Source organism: Pseudomonas sp. 1L-B-1-E-C1 (genome assembly GCF_057291835.1).
Map to the genome: position 1 here is coordinate 117,786 of NZ_JBXAWN010000013.1, position 16,546 is coordinate 134,331.

Consider the following 16,546-nt stretch of genomic DNA (forward strand, 5'->3'; position numbering starts at 1 on the left):
AAGTCTCGGGCAAATACAAACGCAGCGGCTATCAATGCTTTCGATCATTGGAATCGACAAGGCGAATTTTTTCTTTGCGCTGCGCCTGTTCACAATGGCCCCATTCTTAAAAGCTCAGGATGAACAGCCCATGAATCTCAATTTCGCATTCGCCTGCATGATTGTCGTCTCGTTCGCGATTGCTTTGGGTCACGCCTGACGCGCCGTGCGCATCGGGCATCAGGTCGAAACCACCCGCGCCTTGCGCACAAACAGCGCATGAGCCTTGTCCCAGAAGTTGCCGCCCAGTACAAAGAAGCTGCCGACAAACATCAAATCCCCGAGCAATTGCATCTGCCACAGATTGGGGCGTAATCCGGGCCAGAAGTTATCGAAATACGGTTCCAGAAACGAGCTGAGCAACGGCAGGCAAAACATCACCACGCCGATCCGGTGCCGGGTCGGACCAACTTCGTCGACCGGCGTTGGAATCATCCCCGAGATATAACCGCCGATCTTACGTTTGAGCTCGGCAAACCCGGCCTTGCCCATGACCGCAATGACCACCAGTAGCAACACTTTGTTGCTGATGAACAGAACCCCGGTCAATGCCGCTATCTTCGAGCCGGGTACGTCGAAGGCGGCAGCCAGCGGCACCATCAGCCACGAGCCAAGCATCACGCAGATGATTGCCAGGCCAACCTTGAAGCGCCAGTTGGAAGCGGGGGGCGGCGTTAGCTGATCCTTGACGTTTTCCATGGTTTTATACCTGTTGGGGTGGGGTGCAGACGCCTGAAAAGCGTAGCAGCAGATCCGCACGAACAACTCGCCATTCGCAGTCTATGCTCCACTGATATTCGCGGGTCAGGGACATGACGCAATGCCTCCAACAACCGCCCTGCTGACGCGGCCCGGTCACCTGTTGTTGCTTGGCGCCCTGAGCGTTGGCGGGTGCGTACGCCTGGGGCCGGATTTCCAGCCCCCCGCTGAGGCGTGGAGCCGACAGTGGAACAGTTCCGCGCTGGAACAGGCCAGTAAGCGCGCCGCCCAGCCTGATTTGCGCCAGTGGTGGCAGATTTTCGCCGATCCTGTGCTCGACCGCCTGATCAGCGAGGCCGATGCGCACAACAGCAGCCTGAAAATCGCCGGCCTGCGAGTACTCGAAGCCCGCGCGCAACTGGGCATTGCCGAGAGTGCTCGCTACCCGCAACTGCAGCAGCTCGGCGCCGACGGTCTGTATGTTGACCGCCATCAGTCCGGCGGCAGCAACCCGCAGGATCTGCACTTCTGGCAACACAGCGCGGCGTTCGACGTTGGTTGGGAACTGGATTTCTGGGGCCGATTCAGCCGCGCCATCGAATCGTCGGATGCGAGCTACTTCGCCGCACAGGCCAACTATGAAGACGCCCTGGTGCTTCTGCGCGCGCAAGTCGCTGATACCTATTTCGCTTTGCGCACCACCGAAGCGCGGCTGCGCGTCGCCCGGGAGAACGCCGTTCAGCAAAAACGCAATTTCGAGATCACTCAACAACTCTTCAGCAGCGGCCAGACGGCCGAACTGGATCTGCAACAGGCGAAAACCCAATACCTCGGCACGCTGAGCAGTATCCCGGCGTTCGAAGATCAACTGCTGCGCACCCGCAACGCCCTGGCAGTGCTGGTTGGCCAGCCACCCGGTGGCGCGGCGCTGCTGGCCGAACAAACCGGACTGATCCCGCTGACGGATCGTGCAGTGTTGCAGGACATCCCGGCCAACCTGCTGCTGCGCCGTCCGGACGTGCGTGCGGCGGAAATGAATGTCGCTGCGCAATCGGCGCTGGTCGGCGTCGCCGAGAGCGATCTGTATCCGTCGCTGACCTTGCTCGGCAGTATTGTCTGGTCCAGCGATACCCTCGGCGCCACGCCGCGCAGCCTCGACGTTATCGGTGGCCCGAGCCTACGCTGGAACATCTTTGATTACGGGCGTATCCGCAACAACGTGCGGGTGCAGGATGCGCGCTTGCAGCAACTGATCGAAGCCTATCGCGACAAAGTGCGCCAAGCTGCCCGCGAGGCTGACGACGCCGCCAGCGGCTTGACCAAAGCGCTGGAACGCGAGCGTATTCTGCGTGAAGCCGAAGGTGCGGCGCGGCGTTCGCTGGTACTTGCCAACACCCAATACCGTGAAGGCTATTCGGATTTTCAGCGGGTACTGGACGCGCAACGGGCGCTGCTGGAGTTGCAGGACAATTATCTGGTCAGTCGCAGCAATGCGGTGAGCAATCTGATAGCCCTCTACAAAGCCCTCGGTGGCGGGTGGCTGAGCAACGCGCCGCCGATCGATGAGCCGACTCGGCAACACATGCAGCAACGTACCGATTGGTGGGATCTGCTCAGCGCGCCGCCCGCCCGACTGGCGTATCCCCTTCCCTCGCAGGTAAGCCGCCATGACTGACAACGCGCCGCCCGCCCCGGATCCTGTATCTGCCCAACCCGATCCGGCAAAAAAAGGTATCCGCTGGGTGCTGCTGTTGATCGTGCTGAGCCTGGCCTGGTACCTGCTCGCCGACCGCTACACACCTTACACTCAGCAGGCACGGGTCGGTGCGTTTGTGATTCCGGTAGCGGCGGAGGTCGCCGGTCGGGTGATCCGCGTCAACGTGCGTAATAATCAGGACGTGAACGCTGGCGACATTCTCTTCGAACTCGACCCGCAGCCGTTGCAAATCGCTGTTGACCGGGCGAAGGCTGATCTGGAGTCGACCCGTCGCCAGGTCGGCGCCAGTACCGCCGGTATCGCCTCGGCGCAGGCGTCGTTGCGTGCTGCGCAAGCCAATGAACTCAAGGCACGGCAGGACAATCAACGGCTTGAAGGCTTGTACAGGCAGGATCCCGGTACAGTCTCCGTGAGACTTCTTGAAGTGTCTCGGGCCAACCGCGAACAAGCGGTCGCCCAGGTCGCCGCCGCCCGAGCCGAAGTGCAGCGCGCGCAAGAGCAGGAAGGTGGAAATACTGACACCAACGCGCAACTGCGCAGCGCTGCTTCGGCACTGGCCAAGGCCGAACTGGACCTGGCCAACACTCGCATCGGCGCACGTTCGGCCGGCTTGATCACTGACCTGCGCACCGACGTCGGCCAGTTCACCACCGCTGGCAATCCGGTGATGACCTTGATTGCCATCCACGACGTGTGGATCAGCGCTGACCTCACCGAAAACAACCTCGGCCGCATCCAACCCGGAACACCGGTCGCGATCGTCCTCGATGCGTTACCCGGAGAAGTCCTTGACGGCCGCGTCCGCAGCGTTGGTTACGGCGTCAGCGGCGGCCAGACCCCAGCGCCCGGCACTCTGCCAAATATCCAGAACAGCCGCGACTGGCTGCGTCCGGCGCAACGTTTTCCGGTGATCATCGAGTTCACGCAAGAGGCGAAGAACCGTCTCATGGACAGCCGAGCGATCCGTGCCGGCGGCCAGGCCGAAGTCATGGTTTTCCCCAGCGAAGGCAATCCGCTCAACTCGTTGGGGCGGCTGTTTGTCGCGTTGATGAGCTGGCTGTCGTATGCCTACTGAGCGCAGCATCCCGGCGCAACGGGCCATGCGCCTTGCGTTCGGCACGGCGCTGTGCACCGCTGCCAGTTATGCGCTGGCCTTGCCGCTGGCGTTTATTTCGCCGGTATTGGCGGTGTTGTTGCTGGCCAGCATGCCCAAACCCTTGCCATTCAAAGGTGCGCTGGTGCTGGCATTGGTGGCGGGCCTTACCACGAGCATCGGCCTGCTGCTGGTGCCATTGCTGCGCTATTCCCCGGTGAGCGGCGTACTGTTGATCGGCCTCGGTCTGTTTGTGGTGTTTCGCTTCGGCCTGCGCGGCGGCAATCCGCTGTTGGTGACGTTTCTGGTGATCGGCATGACCATGATTTCTGCCGCCGGATTCGCCGAATTCGAGCTGGCGATGGCGGTGATCGGCGCGCTGGTCAAAGGCTTGTTGCTGGCGGTCGCAGTGGTCGGTGTCAGCCATGCGCTGTTTCCTGAGCAACCTGATAGCCCCGCCCCACCAAAACCGCCGTCCATGCCTGCCGAGGAGGTTCCATGGGTGGCCCTGCGCGCCACTCTGATTGTGCTGCCGACGTTCATGCTGGCCCTGAGCGATCCGGCCAGCTATCTGCCGATCATCCTCAAAGCTGTCAGCCTGGGCCAACAAAGCTCTGCCACGCACACCCGTCACGCCGGCCGCGAACTGCTTGGCTCGACCCTCCTCGCAGGCGTGCTGGCGGTGCTGCTATGGTGCGGGTTGAGCCTGTTTGTGCACCTGTGGATGTTCTTTCTGTGGATGCTGCTGTTCGGCCTGTGGCTGGCGCGCAGACTCTATCGACTCAGCCCTACGCGGTTCAGCCCCGGTTTCTGGCTCAACACCCTCATGACGATGATCATCCTGCTCGGCCAATCGGTGCAGGACAGCGCCGCCGGCAAGGATGTGTACACCGCGTTCGCAGTGCGCATGGGCCTGTTCATTCTGGTGGCGCTATATGGCACGTTGATGATGCACGTGTTGGCAGCACAGCAAATCCGGACTGCCGGCACTGCCCGATAATCGCTATCTGACCCTACAGCTCAGCCACCAAAAAACTTGCTGAACACCGAGGACACTTTCATACCCGATACCTGCCATCCGATAGAGACACAACCAACGACCAATGCCGCTGCCAGCCCCATCCACAATTGGCGAATACGAATGAGATGTTGCCGTGTCTGGTTTGAAAGCGCCGCGCACGTCGATTTCAACCTGCTCAACGTTTCAAGCGTTTCTTTCTGCTCGCCCGTCTTCTTGTCCAATGCGTCAGTCACACGATCGAGTTCGCCCTTCAGCTCACCGTTGTCGGCTTCGGCCTGACACAGGTCGTTTTTCACTACAGCCAATTCCCGTGCGGTTGCAGAATGCACCCCACTGAGTCTATTGAGCTGTGCCAAGAGGTCTTCACGATCGCTGTGTGCGGCCTCCAAGGCACTTTCGGCAGCCTCCAGTCGAGTTGAAATCTCAGCTCGCGCCTGCACCAATTCGCCGTTTGCCACCTGAAGTTCGTTGATGGTTTTTTGCTGAAGAACAACCTGCTCTTCCAAATACTGCCGGGAGCTTGGATCGCTCAATACCCTGCATCGCAGAAAACCGTTTGGCCCTTCGAGGATTTTTTTTATGAATGCCTTGTGCGCGGCCTCACGCTCGTCCGTTGTATTTTCATCAGAAAATTTATAAACGAAGATATCCGGGATATCGACCTCAACCACTGGCACTGACAGTGCCCGCAGATCCGTCTGTTTCTCTGCATCCACAGCGTTTGTGCTATGCACTTCCAGATACAGTTGCTGCTCCCACTTACACCCTATGCGGCTTTCGGTTTCAAATTTCAGGTAGACATCAACAGAGCGGGAGCTCTCATTTTGCGTCACAAGCCTTTTCTCGGACTCGGTGTGGGTCACCGTTATCGAAATGTTCTCTTGTCTCCTGGCCCTGGTGCTTGAATTGAAGATCAGCTGCAACCGTGCCCGCTCGATAGATATGAGGGCCTCTTTGAACAATTGGTGATTCAGGGATTCCCCTCCAACACCACCGCCACTGCCATCACTGTTGATATAGGCAAAATAGCTGGTCCCCCCCTTCATCACGTGCTTGACCGGTTTACGATTGCCTGGTTTGTGAGAACTGTAGAAAAGTTGCCCTGTGGGCTGTCCGTGAAACTCTTGGCATCGACGACGTTCGATCTGTTTGGCCGTCACTTTATCGGCAAGTCCACCAAACGGTGACAGGTACGCAAAACTTTTTGCCATCTCACAAAAACCCGAATAAAAAATAAAAAATACAACGTTGCCGTCACTCGACCAGTCTCAGATTCCGCTGCGGCGTACTGGATGACGTTTTCGCCTTTGGCTATTCAGATGACTATCACTCGCTTCCACAGCGATCATGTTTTACATACGCAACCGTGCAATCGCCCGCCGATACTTCTCGACCCGCTCCAGATCCTCCCAACCCGGCGAGGCGATCCGCGCGATATCGCTGTTCTCTTCCAGATCCGCCAGTTTCACCACCCGGCCGATCGGGTTCTGCGCGGCGCGATCGACGAAATCCTCATAGGATTCACCGGGCACTTTGCTCACCGCTGCAATCGCCGCCAGCACCTCTTCGCTGAAACCTTCCCCGCGCAAATCGTCCAGACTCACGCCGCAATCCTCGACCACATCGTGCAGCACAGCGACGATGCGCTCTTCCAGAGTGTTCATGCGCAACATGACTTTCAGCGGATGCAAGATGTACGGCGCGCCGCCCTTGTCCACCTGCCCGGTGTGGGCCGTGGCGGCAATGGCGATGGCGCGTTCGAGGGTTTGGGCCATGGGAGTCTCCGTGGTTTCAAAGGCCATAGCGGCCGCCGACGTGAATGTTGCGTTTGAACCAGTTGCCAATGGCTCGCAGGCGCCCGACGGGTGTTGCCGGTTCAGCATGGCGCTGCAGAATCATCGTCACCAGCGTCGCCTGATCCGCCTGCGGACTTGCATCGATCAATTCCGCGACCCAGACGCAATCGGCCTTGCGCAGGTGCTCGCGCCATTCGCCGGACCAGCCGTCCAGCTCGTCCAGCGCCAAAAACCGCGCGCCGCCATGCTCCATATGCCCGCCGCCCATGGATTGTTCAAAGCAGAATGGTGTATCCGGTTTGCCCGGATCGATATGAAAAAGATAGATGTCGTGAAAGGGATGCTGCGAAGCGGGAGCAATGTTGCGGCGGCCGATTTCAATCATAGCGACGGTCCAATCCTTGGGCGCTGAATGTATCTGATGGTTGCGCAGTGTACGCGAAGATGAGGCAGCGCAAAGCCGATTGAACCTTGCCCGCCCTCGCCGCCTCGAAACCAGACAAGCGCCAAATCCGATCAGACGCGGCGCCATTGGAGAGGAATTGCCGATGAAAACCCGACTGCTGCTCCTGATCGCCACATTCGCCATCATCCCCACCTGCGTCATGGCCGAAGGCTGCGACGTCCAGACCCGTTCCTCCAGCGCCGCAGTGCCCGCCGTGGAAACCCACAGCTGCTATGAATACGAAGGCATGCCCGTGGACTCCATCAACTGGTCATGCAGCAACGAAAGCAAGGACACCCTCAACGCCACCAAGAAAAAAGTCGAACGCTGCGACGACCACTACCAGGCCACCTGCACCGCCCGCCTAACCCAGGAATCCCTCGCTAACCCGCACTCGACCAGCAAAGACAAAAGCGCCAAACCGCTGAACATGCCCGACAACGCCAAAGTCACCACGTATTACTACGACGGTGAGCATCTGGCTCAGGCGAAGATTGATTGTGAGAACAGTGGTGGGAACTGGAAGGCTAAATAGCTTCAGCTGCCAGGAATGTCTATCAAAGAGCCCGGCTTGATGCCGGGCTTGCTGCATCTGAATCCACCATTAACCCTCGCCGGCACCGCTGCTGGTACCGCTGTCATTCGATTGCTTCGAACCACTGGGCTTGGAACCCGACGGTGTCGAGCCGTCATTGTTGGTGGTGTTGCCCTGAGTGCCCTTGGGCACGGTGGCGCCATTGGAATGAATGTCTTCCGGCGCACTCGGGTTGGTTTGGCTGTTGCCGTCATTTGCGGTGGGTTCAGGGGCGTCGCTGGCGGCTGTTGCATAAAGCGAGGAGGCGGCTAGCAGAGTGGCCAGAGTGAATGTTGCGAGTTTGACTGGGCGCATGTCGATGGTTCCTTTGCGGGGGTGAGTTACGCATTGGAAACAGCTGTTCGGTGAAAATGCGGAGCGGCTGACGAATGGCAGGAATGAATAACCCGACAACCTTGAAAGAGATATAGGGTCATCAAAAAACAAATCTTGCACGCTGAAAAAAGCCCGGCTCAAAAGACCGGGCTTTCAGTTTTCGACACCTATCAACCACCGCCGCTCCCGCCACTGCTGCTGCCGGATGGTTGACCCGCAGGGGTGGGTTTGGAGGCAGATGGCACCGGCCCATTGTCGGTCTTGCCACCATCACCACCTTGGGGCAGCGAATCGGCATCCGGGTCGGCATTGGTGGCTGGAGATGCCGGTTCACGAGTCTGGCTGGTGCCGTCGCTCGCCTTGGGGGTCGACGTCTCCCCCGCCGCGAGCGCATACGGCGCACTGCCGAACAGCAGCGCCGTGAGGGTTAACACCGCGATTTTATGGTTCAGCATGGTGGCTCTTCCTTTGCGTGGTGAGTTTCAGCATTGGAAGAAGGTGTGCGGCGAACGTGCGATGGGTCGGACGAACGGTTATCAGCCGAATAGCTCACGCAATTTCGGCGTCTGAAAATTTCGTAGGAAAACATCCTTTGCGGCGAGAGAGCATATTCCCGCTGGGCTGCGAAGCTACGCCAAAACCGGATAGTCCGTTTCTCCCGGACCTACCGCACGCCCCGGATTACGACGACTGCGTCGTCAAGCGGGAGCAAACTCCCTCGCCACAAGTGTGCGTTTCACGTCCTACAGGCCGGTTGTGGCTGGTGAAATTGGTGCCTAGAGTGGGAGTGTCGCTGACCGAAGTTAGCGATGGGTTTCGCAGCCCTAATGAGAATATGACTGACACAGCCAAACGACAATTCTGGCAAAATCCGCCCGCGTTACGTTTTATGGTGGCTGTGCGCGGGAGACCCTTGGGTCTGCCGAGTCTTGGTCTTCTCCTCGGTCTGCGAACCCGCTCACAGCCGCCACCCTTTTGTTTCGCAGCAGAGAGGTGGCTCTTTTACCCGAGAGGACTTCTGATGACCGTCAACAAACCGCTCCACCACTACGCCCATATGTCCCACCCTGCCACCGATACACCCGTTCTCCTGATCGATACAGGCGCCCCGTTACGCGACCTCCACGCCTGCCTCGCCGAACGCCTCAACGCCGTCCTCAAATACCTTGACCTCATCGCTTGCTCCAGCCTTCCAGATTACGCAGAGCATGACATCAGTACCGTGACCAATATTGCCAGGATCATGGTGCAAGATGTGAGCGATGTATTCAGGGTGGTTGAGCGGAGAGGTTTTAATTCCGAATAATTCCGAACGTTAGCCGCCGCGCTAACCTTTACCGTGAATGGTAGAGAGCCATTTGAAATTATATTGACTCCATTTAAATCTAAAAAACTGTCAACACTTACAGGTGTAAACACTTCAAATGTTCTCCAACATCACTGGCCGAACGCTTCAAAAAATTCAAATCCCAAACAACTCCGGAGATCGTATGAACAACTTCAGCGAGGTGTGCCTTTTTTTGCGTAACAGTAGGGATGAGCTTTATTGCAATTGCGAATGAGAATTCGCGAGGCCAGAAAATTGGCAACCTACCAGGCCTATGATCGAGAAGTGCCGATAACATGCGAATAAAGACGCCAGTAATGGCCTGTGAGGAACGCTGCAGAGTATCGGAACGCATGATCGGCTTTTCGCCAGAGCTGGCGCCGGGGGCGTATTGTTCGCGGAGCAGCGTGTCTGCCGGCTGAAGGCGGAGAAGAGTTGTGCGAAAACGTATAAAAATACAAATCCGGCTACATTTTCCACTGTTGCTTGGCTCTGGATGTTAGAACTTCGATTCGGTGTCTAAACAGTAAAATCCATTGCTACCGATGTTCCCTCCATTGCGCACCGCGTCGAATGCTTTAGTTCTAGTTGGGATAGCAGCAATTTCAATAAGTGATAAAAAACTGTCAGCTTTGACAGGTGCGTAGCACGGTCGCAACTCTCATTATCCGGGGTGCGGGATCGAAATTTGTAACATCAAGAATGATGACATACGAAATTCGCCCTCGAACCGTTGCTCACCGCACCAGCTAAAACGAGAATCAAAATGAAAACTTATCGTAAATCAACCACCCTCCTACTAGCGCTCCTTGCTGTCAACGTTGCTGTTCCTTCGATCGCCAGCATCAGCAGCTCCCCCCCCTCTATGGCTGAATTCAAAAAGCCTTATGCAGCAACCTGCACCGGAAGCGACAAACTGCCCGACGGCACATGCAGGCAAAGGTAAGTTTTCATCCACTCTTAGGATCAAGAGAAATCGCTACTCACGATTTCTCTTGATCACCTTCTTTTGCTCTCATGCTCGTAATTTCACTTAAAAATTCGCCGGCGTATTCGCACTGATGATCTCAGCCTCATCCGCGCCGATATTGCGAAACTTGTGCGGTAACGTCGTCGGAAAGTAATACCCATCGCCCGCACTCAACACACTCACCTGCCCGTCCACGGTCAATTCTACGGTGCCGCGCGTGACCAATCCGCACTCTTCGCCTTCGGCATGCACGATCGGCTCTTCGCCGGAGCTGGCGCCGGGGGCGTATTGTTCGCGCAGCAGGCGCATCTGGCGGCTGGGGACGGAGGCGCCGATGAGCAGCAGGCGCAGGCCGTGGCGGCCGAGGTCGGGTTGTTCGTTGGCGCGGAACACGTATTGGTGTTCGCGCGGCGGCTGGTCGAAAGTAAAGAAGTCGGCCAGGGACATCGGTATGCCTTCGAGCAGCTTTTTCAGCGAGCTGACGGAGGGGCTGACGCGGTTCTGTTCGATCAGCGAGATGGTCGCGTTGGTCACGCCGCTGCGCCGGGCGAGCTCGCGCTGGGATAGTTTGTAGCTTTCGCGTACTAGTTTGAGTCGAGAACCCGTATCCATGACTGCCTTATGTTGAGGTACTTAAGGGTAATGGGGGTGGGTGGCGGGTGACGCGCAGGTCGCGCGGATCACGTTGCTCCCGTGTCCCGGAACCGTGAAAGGCGGCTATTAAATCACGTTTGGTGGTGTTGCTCAGCAGGTTCGATGGATGGTGAGACGAAACTTCCTCTCGCACTGGCAATACAGCCAATGTGGGAGCGAGCTTGCTTGCGAAAGCAGTGTGTCAGACAACGAAGATGTTGGCTGATATGGCCCCTTCGCGAGCAAGCTCGCTCCCACATTTGGTTTTGAGCAGGTCAGCAAAAGCGAGTGTGGCTGGGTTGGCCTCTTCGCGAGCAGGCTCGCTCCCACAGGGGAAAACCGGCGCGGTCTTGGGGACCGTCGCCGGGGAGGTGGCTCAGACGCCAAAGCGGTCGCGCAGCGAGTAGTAGACGGCGCCCAGAGCGGTGAGCGGTGCGGAGAAGGTGCGGCCGCCGAGCATCGGCATGTGCGGCAGGGAGGCGAAGGCGTTGAAGCGTTCGGCGTCGCCGCGGATCATTTCCGAGATCAGTTTGCCGGCCAGGTGTGAGCAGGTAACGCCGTGGCCGCTGTAGCCCTGCATGTAGTAGGCGTTCTTTTCGATGCGGCCGAATTGCGGCATGCGCGACATGGTCAGCAGGAAATTGCCGGTCCAGCGGTAGTCGATCTTCACGTCTTTGAGCTGCGGAAAGGTCTTGAGGATCTTCGGCCGAATCAGCTGTTCGATGTCGTCCGGCTCGCGCGCGCCGTACACCACGCCTCCTCCGTAAAGCAGACGGTTGTCGGCAGTCAGGCGGTAGTAATCCAGCAGGTAATTGCAATCTTCGACACAGTAATTATTGGTGATCAAACTGCGTGCTTGCTGCTCGGTCAGCGGTTCAGTGACGACGATCTGCGAGCCGCACGGCATGCTTTTCGCGGTGACGCGGTTATCGAGCCCCTGCGGCAGATAAGCGTTGCCGGCGATCAGCAGGTACTTGGCGCGGACCAGACCTTTGCCGGTGCGCACGGTGATCGGCTCGCCGTAGGTGATTTCCACCGCCGCCGATTGCTCGTAGATCTTGCCGCCCAAGCGCACGATGGCAGCGGCCTCACCGAGGGCCAGGTTCAACGGATGAACGTGGCCACCCTGCATGTCCAGCAAGCCGCCAACGTAGGCATCGGAACCTACTTCACGACGAATATCCGCGGCGTCGAGCATCTTCAGATTGCGGTTCCCGTAGCGTTCCCAGTTGCGCTTTTGCTCGGCCAGGCCGTTGAGTTGTTTCTTGTTCATCGCCGCGAAAATACCGCCCGGGCGGTAGTCGCACTTGATGTCGTAATCCTTGATGCGTGAGCGGATGATGTCGGCGCCTTCGAAGATCATGCTGCCGAGGATTTCCGCAGTCTTGTCGCCGTAGCGCTCTTCGATGACATCGACGTCGCGGCTGTAGGAGTTGACCAGTTGACCGCCGTTGCGCCCGCTGGCGCCGTAGCCGACTTTCGCCGCTTCCAGCACCGTCACTCTATAGCCGGCCTCGCTGAGGAACAGCGCCGAGGACAGGCCGGTATAGCCGGCACCGATGATGCAGACGTCGCAGTCCACCGCTTCTTCGAGCATCGGAAAGTCGATGACTTCGTTGCGGGTGGCGGCGTAATAGCTGTTTACGTGTTGCTGTTTCATAGGTTTCTCCGAGGGCCGCCGACCATGGGCGGCCGCCGCTGTAAAAGAGTCAGAGCTTGATCCAGGTCGCCTTCAGCTCGGTGTACTTGTCGAACGCGTGCAGCGATTTGTCGCGACCGTTGCCCGACTGTTTGAAGCCACCGAACGGCGCGGTCATGTCGCCGCCGTCGTACTGGTTGACCCAAACGCTGCCGGCGCGCAGGCCGCGAGCGAAGGTGTGCGCCTTGCTCAGGTTGCTGGTCCACACACCGGCGGCGAGGCCGAAGATGCTGTCATTGGCGATCTGCAGCGCTTCTTCGGCAGTGTCGAAGGTGATCAGCGACAGCACCGGGCCGAAGATTTCTTCCTGAGCGATGGTCATTGCGTTGGTCACGCCGTCGAAAATCGCTGGCTGCACGTAGAGGCCGCCGGTTTCTTCGAGAGTGCGCTGGCCGCCGGCAATCAGCTCGGCGCCCTGCTCCCGACCGATGCTGATGTAGCGCAGGACGTTGTCGAGTTGACGCTGATCGACCACGGCGCCGACGGTGGTCGCCGGGTCCAGTGCGTGACCTGGTTTCCACGCTTGCAGCGCTTCCACCAGGAGCGGAATGAACTGCTCGCGAATCGAACGCTCGACCAGCAGACGCGAGCCGGCAGTGCAGACTTCGCCCTGATTGAAGGCGATGGCAGCGGCCGCCGCTTGGGCTGCGGCGTGCAAGTCTGGTGCATCGGCAAACACCACGTTCGGGCTCTTCCCGCCGGCCTCGAGCCAGACGCGTTTCATGTTGCTCTGGCCGGCGTAAATCATCAGTTGCTTGGCGATTGCCGTGGAGCCGGTGAAGGCCAGCACATCGACGTCCATGTGCAATGCCAGCGCCTTGCCGACGGTATGGCCATAACCTGGGAGCACGTTGAACACGCCTTTCGGAATCCCGGCCTCCAGCCCAAGCTGCGCGATGCGGATCGCCGTCAGTGGCGATTTTTCCGAAGGCTTGAGGATGAACGAATTACCCGCCGCCAGCGCCGGAGCGAACTTCCAGCTGGCCATGATCAGCGGGAAATTCCACGGCACGATCGCCGCGACCACACCGGACGGCTCGCGGGTGACGAGGCCGAGTTGATCGTGCGGGGTGGCGGCGACTTCGTCGTAGATCTTGTCGATGGCCTCGGCGCTCCAGCGGATCGCGTTGGCGGTGGCCGGGATGTCGATGCTCAGCGAATCGCTGATCGGTTTGCCCATGTCGAGGGTTTCCAGCAGCGCCAGTTCCTCCTGGTGTTGCAGGATCAGATCGGCGAAGCGGATCAGGATGCGTTTGCGCTCGGCCGGGGCTTTTTTCGCCCAGATGCCGGAATTGAACGATTGACGCGCGGCTTCGACGGCGAGATTGGCGTCGGCTTCATCGGTGCTGGCGACGGCGGCAAGAAAGCGACCGTCGACCGGGCTCAGGCATTCGAAGGTGTCGCCACTGATCGCCGGGCGGTATTCACCGTTGATGAAGGCGCGGGATTCGATGGACAGGGACTGGAAGCGTTGTTCCCAGTCGTTGCGGGTTGTGGTCATTGTTATGAGCTCGACGAAAGGAATGGGGATGGGCGAACGCACGCCAAACGAAATCTGATAACCCGTTCCCATGTAGGAGCTGCCGAAGGCTGCGATCTTTAGCTCTTGCTCCGAAAATCAAAGTCAAAAGATCGCAGCCTTCGGCAGCTCCTACAGGGTTGGGTGTCAGCTTTTAGACGGTATGCAGATACCAGTTGTACTCAAGGTCAGAAATCGAGTTCTCGAACTCGGCCAGTTCGCTTTCCTTGCACGCGACAAACACGTCGATGTACATCGGGTCGATGTAGCGCGCCATGACTTCGCTGTCGTCGAGCTCGCGCAGGGCGTCGCGCAGGTTGTTCGGCAGGCTCTGCTCGTTCTGCTCGTAGCTGTTGCCCTCGACCGGGGCGCCCGGTTCGATCTGGTTGGTCAGGCCGTGGTGAATACCGGCCAGCACCGAAGCCATCAGCAGATACGGGTTGGCGTCGGCACCGGCGACGCGGTGTTCGATGCGCACGGCGTCGGCTGAACCGGTCGGCACGCGCACGGCGACGGTGCGGTTATCGATGCCCCAGCTCGGCGAGTTCGGCACGTAGAACTGCGCGCCGAAACGGCGATACGAGTTGACGTTCGGGCAGAGGAAAGCCATTTGCGCCGGCAGGGTCTCGAGCACACCGCCGATCGCGTGACGCAGTGCGGCGTTCTGCTCGGGATCCTCGCTGGCGAAGATGTTGTTGCCTTCTTTATCCAGAATCGAAATGTGCACGTGCAAACCGTTGCCGGCCTGGCCTGGGTACGGCTTGGCCATGAAAGTCGTGTCCATCTCGTGGTCGTAGGCGATGTTTTTCACCAGACGCTTGAGCAGCACCGCGTAATCACAAGCCTTGATCGGGTCGGAGACGTGATGCAGGTTGACTTCGAACTGCGCCGGGGCACTTTCCTTGACGATCGCGTCGGCCGGGATGCCTTGCTCTTTGGCGCCTTCCAGAATGTCCTGGAGGCAGTCGACGTATTCGTCGAGGTCGTCGATCAGGTAGACCTGCGTCGATACCGGACGTTTGCCCGACACTGGCGAGCGAGGCGACTGCGGACGGCCATTCACGTTGTCCTGATCGATCAGGTAGAACTCAAGCTCGAACGCCGCGCAAATAGTCAGGCCGAGGTCGTCGAATTTGCGCACTACGTTGGCCAGCACTTCACGCGGGTCAGCGAAGAATGGCTGACCTTCGATCTCGTGCATGGTCATCAGCAGTTGCGCAGTCGGGCGTTTTTGCCACGGCTCGATGCTCAGGGTGCCGGGGATCGGATAGCAGATGCGATCGGCATCGCCAATATCGAGGCCCAGACCGGTGCTTTCCACTGTCGAGCCGTTGATGTCCAGCGCGAACAGCGACGCCGGCAGGTTGATGCCTTTTTCGTACACCTTATGAAGACTGGTGCGTTCGATGCGCTTGCCGCGCACCACACCGTTCATATCCGCAATCAGAAGGTCGACGTACAAAACCTCAGGATATTTCTTAAGGAATGCGTTGGCTTCGTTGAGTTGAACGGTACGCAGAGGGACCGACATGATGCACCTATTTAGCTGTTAATTATTATGTTCACCACCGTGTTGCGCAGCCAGTCAATCCGAAAGGCAAAGTGAAGTCAATAGCGAACAGCTGGCCCCTCAGCCTTTATTTTTCGGGCTTTTATTAACACTCTCGTGCCAGATCAGCTGCTAAACCCAATAAAACCAGAGCGGCGCGATGATCGCCGTTTAGAATTTTTTACATGGCAGTTGTTAATTAAAATCAACGAGGCTAAGCTCCGGAAAAGCTCGTTCAAGTGACAGACTTCGAGGTGAATAAAAATGGCATTCAAGCCATTGATCGGCGTTACTGCGTGCGTCAAACAGATTGGCCTGCATCCCTATCACATCAGCGGCGACAAGTATGTACGTGCTGTCAGCGTTGGCGCTGAAGGGTTGCCAGTGGTCATTCCTTCTCTTGGCAACCTGACTGAAATCGATGACCTGCTCGGTCAGCTCGACGGTCTTTTACTCACCGGCTCTCCCTCGAACGTGGAGCCCTTCCACTACCAAGGCCCGGCCAGTGCACCCGGCACGGATCACGATCCGGCCCGCGACGCCACCACCCTTCCTTTATTGCGTGCAGCCATCGCGGCGGGCGTTCCGGTGCTCGGCATCTGCCGTGGCTTTCAGGAAATGAACGTGGCCTTCGGCGGCAGCCTGCATCAGAAGGTCCATGAGCTGGCGGGCATGCTCGATCACCGCGAGGCCGACAGCCCGGATGTGGCGGTGCAATACGCCCCGGCCCATGCGGTCAGCGTGATCGCTGGCGGTGTGTTCGAAGCGCTGGAGCTGCCCAACGAATTTCAGGTCAATTCGATTCACAGTCAGGGCATCGACCGCCTCGCTCCTGGCCTGCGTGCCGAAGCCGTGGCGCCGGACGGTTTGATCGAAGCGATTTCGGTCGAGCACAGCTCCACCTTCGCCCTCGGCGTGCAATGGCACCCGGAGTGGCAAGTGCTGGACAACCCCGACTACCTGAAGATTTTCCAGGCGTTCGGCGCAGCGTGCCGGCACCGGACGGCGCGGCGCAATCAGCGCTGACGCAACCACAGACCCAATAACGTTTTACTGCCCCGCGGCTGGCGGGTGTGCGTTTGCACATCCGTCAGTCGTGAACCGCAACACCCGTAATAACAACAAGTAC

General features: G+C 58.6%; 17 protein-coding genes. 7 read left to right on the forward strand and 10 right to left on the reverse strand.

Translation table 11 applies throughout. The features are described 5' to 3' along the window. The first annotated feature begins 34 nt into the window (after positions 1-34). A complete protein-coding gene (locus tag AC0Z4S_RS22130) occupies positions 35-199 on the forward strand; it encodes a hypothetical protein (protein ID WP_485624593.1) in 165 nt (54 codons plus the stop codon). 20 nt (positions 200-219) lie between these two features. On the opposite strand, the gene AC0Z4S_RS22135 is transcribed toward AC0Z4S_RS22130, so the two are convergent. Further along, positions 220-738: a transporter suffix domain-containing protein gene (locus AC0Z4S_RS22135; protein ID WP_253502944.1), complete on the reverse strand. Its 519-nt coding sequence runs from the start codon at positions 736-738 to the stop codon at positions 220-222. A 121-nt stretch (positions 739-859) separates the two neighbouring features. Here AC0Z4S_RS22135 and AC0Z4S_RS22140 point away from each other — a divergent pair, with 121 nt between their 5' ends. Genes AC0Z4S_RS22140 through AC0Z4S_RS22150 form a run of 3 tightly spaced genes read left to right on the forward strand, consistent with a single transcriptional unit; the run spans position 860 to position 4,548 of the window. Beyond that, a complete protein-coding gene (locus AC0Z4S_RS22140; protein ID WP_485624594.1) occupies positions 860-2,413 on the forward strand; it encodes an efflux transporter outer membrane subunit in 1,554 nt (517 codons plus the stop codon). Continuing rightward, entirely contained in the window at positions 2,406-3,530 is a 1,125-nt protein-coding gene (locus tag AC0Z4S_RS22145) for an HlyD family secretion protein (RefSeq protein WP_485624595.1), read from the forward strand. The genes AC0Z4S_RS22140 and AC0Z4S_RS22145 overlap by 8 nt, the downstream gene beginning before the upstream one ends. Further along, entirely contained in the window at positions 3,520-4,548 is a 1,029-nt protein-coding gene (locus AC0Z4S_RS22150; RefSeq protein ID WP_485624596.1) for a DUF2955 domain-containing protein, read from the forward strand. Before AC0Z4S_RS22145 ends, AC0Z4S_RS22150 begins: the two co-directional genes overlap by 11 nt. Before the next feature lie 20 nt (positions 4,549-4,568). Here AC0Z4S_RS22150 and AC0Z4S_RS22155 read toward each other — a convergent pair whose 3' ends face one another. The 3 genes from AC0Z4S_RS22155 to AC0Z4S_RS22165 all read right to left on the reverse strand — a co-directional run bounded on the left by AC0Z4S_RS22155 (position 4,569) and on the right by AC0Z4S_RS22165 (position 6,750). Then, positions 4,569-5,780: a hypothetical protein gene (locus AC0Z4S_RS22155; protein ID WP_485624597.1), complete on the reverse strand. Its 1,212-nt coding sequence runs from the start codon at positions 5,778-5,780 to the stop codon at positions 4,569-4,571. Positions 5,781-5,921: 141 nt separating this feature from the next. Beyond that, positions 5,922-6,344, reverse strand: coding sequence for an HD domain-containing protein (locus AC0Z4S_RS22160; RefSeq protein WP_485624598.1), 423 nt, complete (start codon positions 6,342-6,344; stop codon positions 5,922-5,924). A 16-nt stretch (positions 6,345-6,360) separates the two neighbouring features. Next, on the reverse strand, positions 6,361-6,750 hold the full coding sequence (locus tag AC0Z4S_RS22165) for a hypothetical protein (RefSeq protein ID WP_485624599.1): 390 nt from the start codon (positions 6,748-6,750) through the stop codon (positions 6,361-6,363). A gap of 163 nt (positions 6,751-6,913) precedes the next feature. Between AC0Z4S_RS22165 and AC0Z4S_RS22170 the strand changes: the two genes are divergently transcribed. Further along, positions 6,914-7,345 (forward strand): hypothetical protein, encoded by a 432-nt coding sequence (locus AC0Z4S_RS22170; protein WP_485624600.1) that lies wholly within the window; start codon positions 6,914-6,916, stop codon positions 7,343-7,345. Positions 7,346-7,414: 69 nt separating this feature from the next. On the opposite strand, the gene AC0Z4S_RS22175 is transcribed toward AC0Z4S_RS22170, so the two are convergent. Together AC0Z4S_RS22175 and AC0Z4S_RS22180 are read right to left on the reverse strand one after the other, a co-directional pair. After that, positions 7,415-7,699, reverse strand: a complete 285-nt coding sequence (locus tag AC0Z4S_RS22175) for a hypothetical protein (protein ID WP_485624601.1) — start codon at positions 7,697-7,699, stop codon at positions 7,415-7,417. Positions 7,700-7,890: 191 nt separating this feature from the next. Further along, complete coding sequence (locus AC0Z4S_RS22180; protein ID WP_485624602.1) at positions 7,891-8,175, reverse strand: hypothetical protein; 285 nt, start codon at positions 8,173-8,175, stop codon at positions 7,891-7,893. Positions 8,176-8,741: 566 nt separating this feature from the next. Here AC0Z4S_RS22180 and AC0Z4S_RS22185 point away from each other — a divergent pair. After that, positions 8,742-9,026, forward strand: a complete 285-nt coding sequence (locus AC0Z4S_RS22185; protein ID WP_485624603.1) for a fructose-bisphosphate aldolase — start codon at positions 8,742-8,744, stop codon at positions 9,024-9,026. A 1,054-nt stretch (positions 9,027-10,080) separates the two neighbouring features. Here the strand turns inward: AC0Z4S_RS22185 and AC0Z4S_RS22190 are convergent. The 4 genes from AC0Z4S_RS22190 to AC0Z4S_RS22205 all read right to left on the reverse strand — a co-directional run bounded on the left by AC0Z4S_RS22190 (position 10,081) and on the right by AC0Z4S_RS22205 (position 15,399). Next, the gene (locus AC0Z4S_RS22190) at positions 10,081-10,629 is read right to left on the reverse strand and encodes a cupin domain-containing protein (protein ID WP_011333561.1); all 549 of its coding nucleotides are present in this window, start codon (positions 10,627-10,629) and stop codon (positions 10,081-10,083) included. A gap of 397 nt (positions 10,630-11,026) precedes the next feature. Beyond that, positions 11,027-12,310, reverse strand: a complete 1,284-nt coding sequence (locus AC0Z4S_RS22195) for an NAD(P)/FAD-dependent oxidoreductase (RefSeq protein ID WP_485624604.1) — start codon at positions 12,308-12,310, stop codon at positions 11,027-11,029. A gap of 49 nt (positions 12,311-12,359) precedes the next feature. Further along, positions 12,360-13,850, reverse strand: coding sequence for an aldehyde dehydrogenase (locus AC0Z4S_RS22200; protein WP_485624605.1), 1,491 nt, complete (start codon positions 13,848-13,850; stop codon positions 12,360-12,362). 172 nt (positions 13,851-14,022) lie between these two features. Then, positions 14,023-15,399: a glutamine synthetase family protein gene (locus AC0Z4S_RS22205; protein ID WP_007918694.1), complete on the reverse strand. Its 1,377-nt coding sequence runs from the start codon at positions 15,397-15,399 to the stop codon at positions 14,023-14,025. A gap of 282 nt (positions 15,400-15,681) precedes the next feature. On the opposite strand from AC0Z4S_RS22205, the gene AC0Z4S_RS22210 reads away from it, so the two are divergent. Continuing rightward, the gene (locus AC0Z4S_RS22210; RefSeq protein WP_485624606.1) at positions 15,682-16,443 is read left to right on the forward strand and encodes a gamma-glutamyl-gamma-aminobutyrate hydrolase family protein; all 762 of its coding nucleotides are present in this window, start codon (positions 15,682-15,684) and stop codon (positions 16,441-16,443) included. The last annotated feature ends 103 nt before the right edge of the window (positions 16,444-16,546 follow it).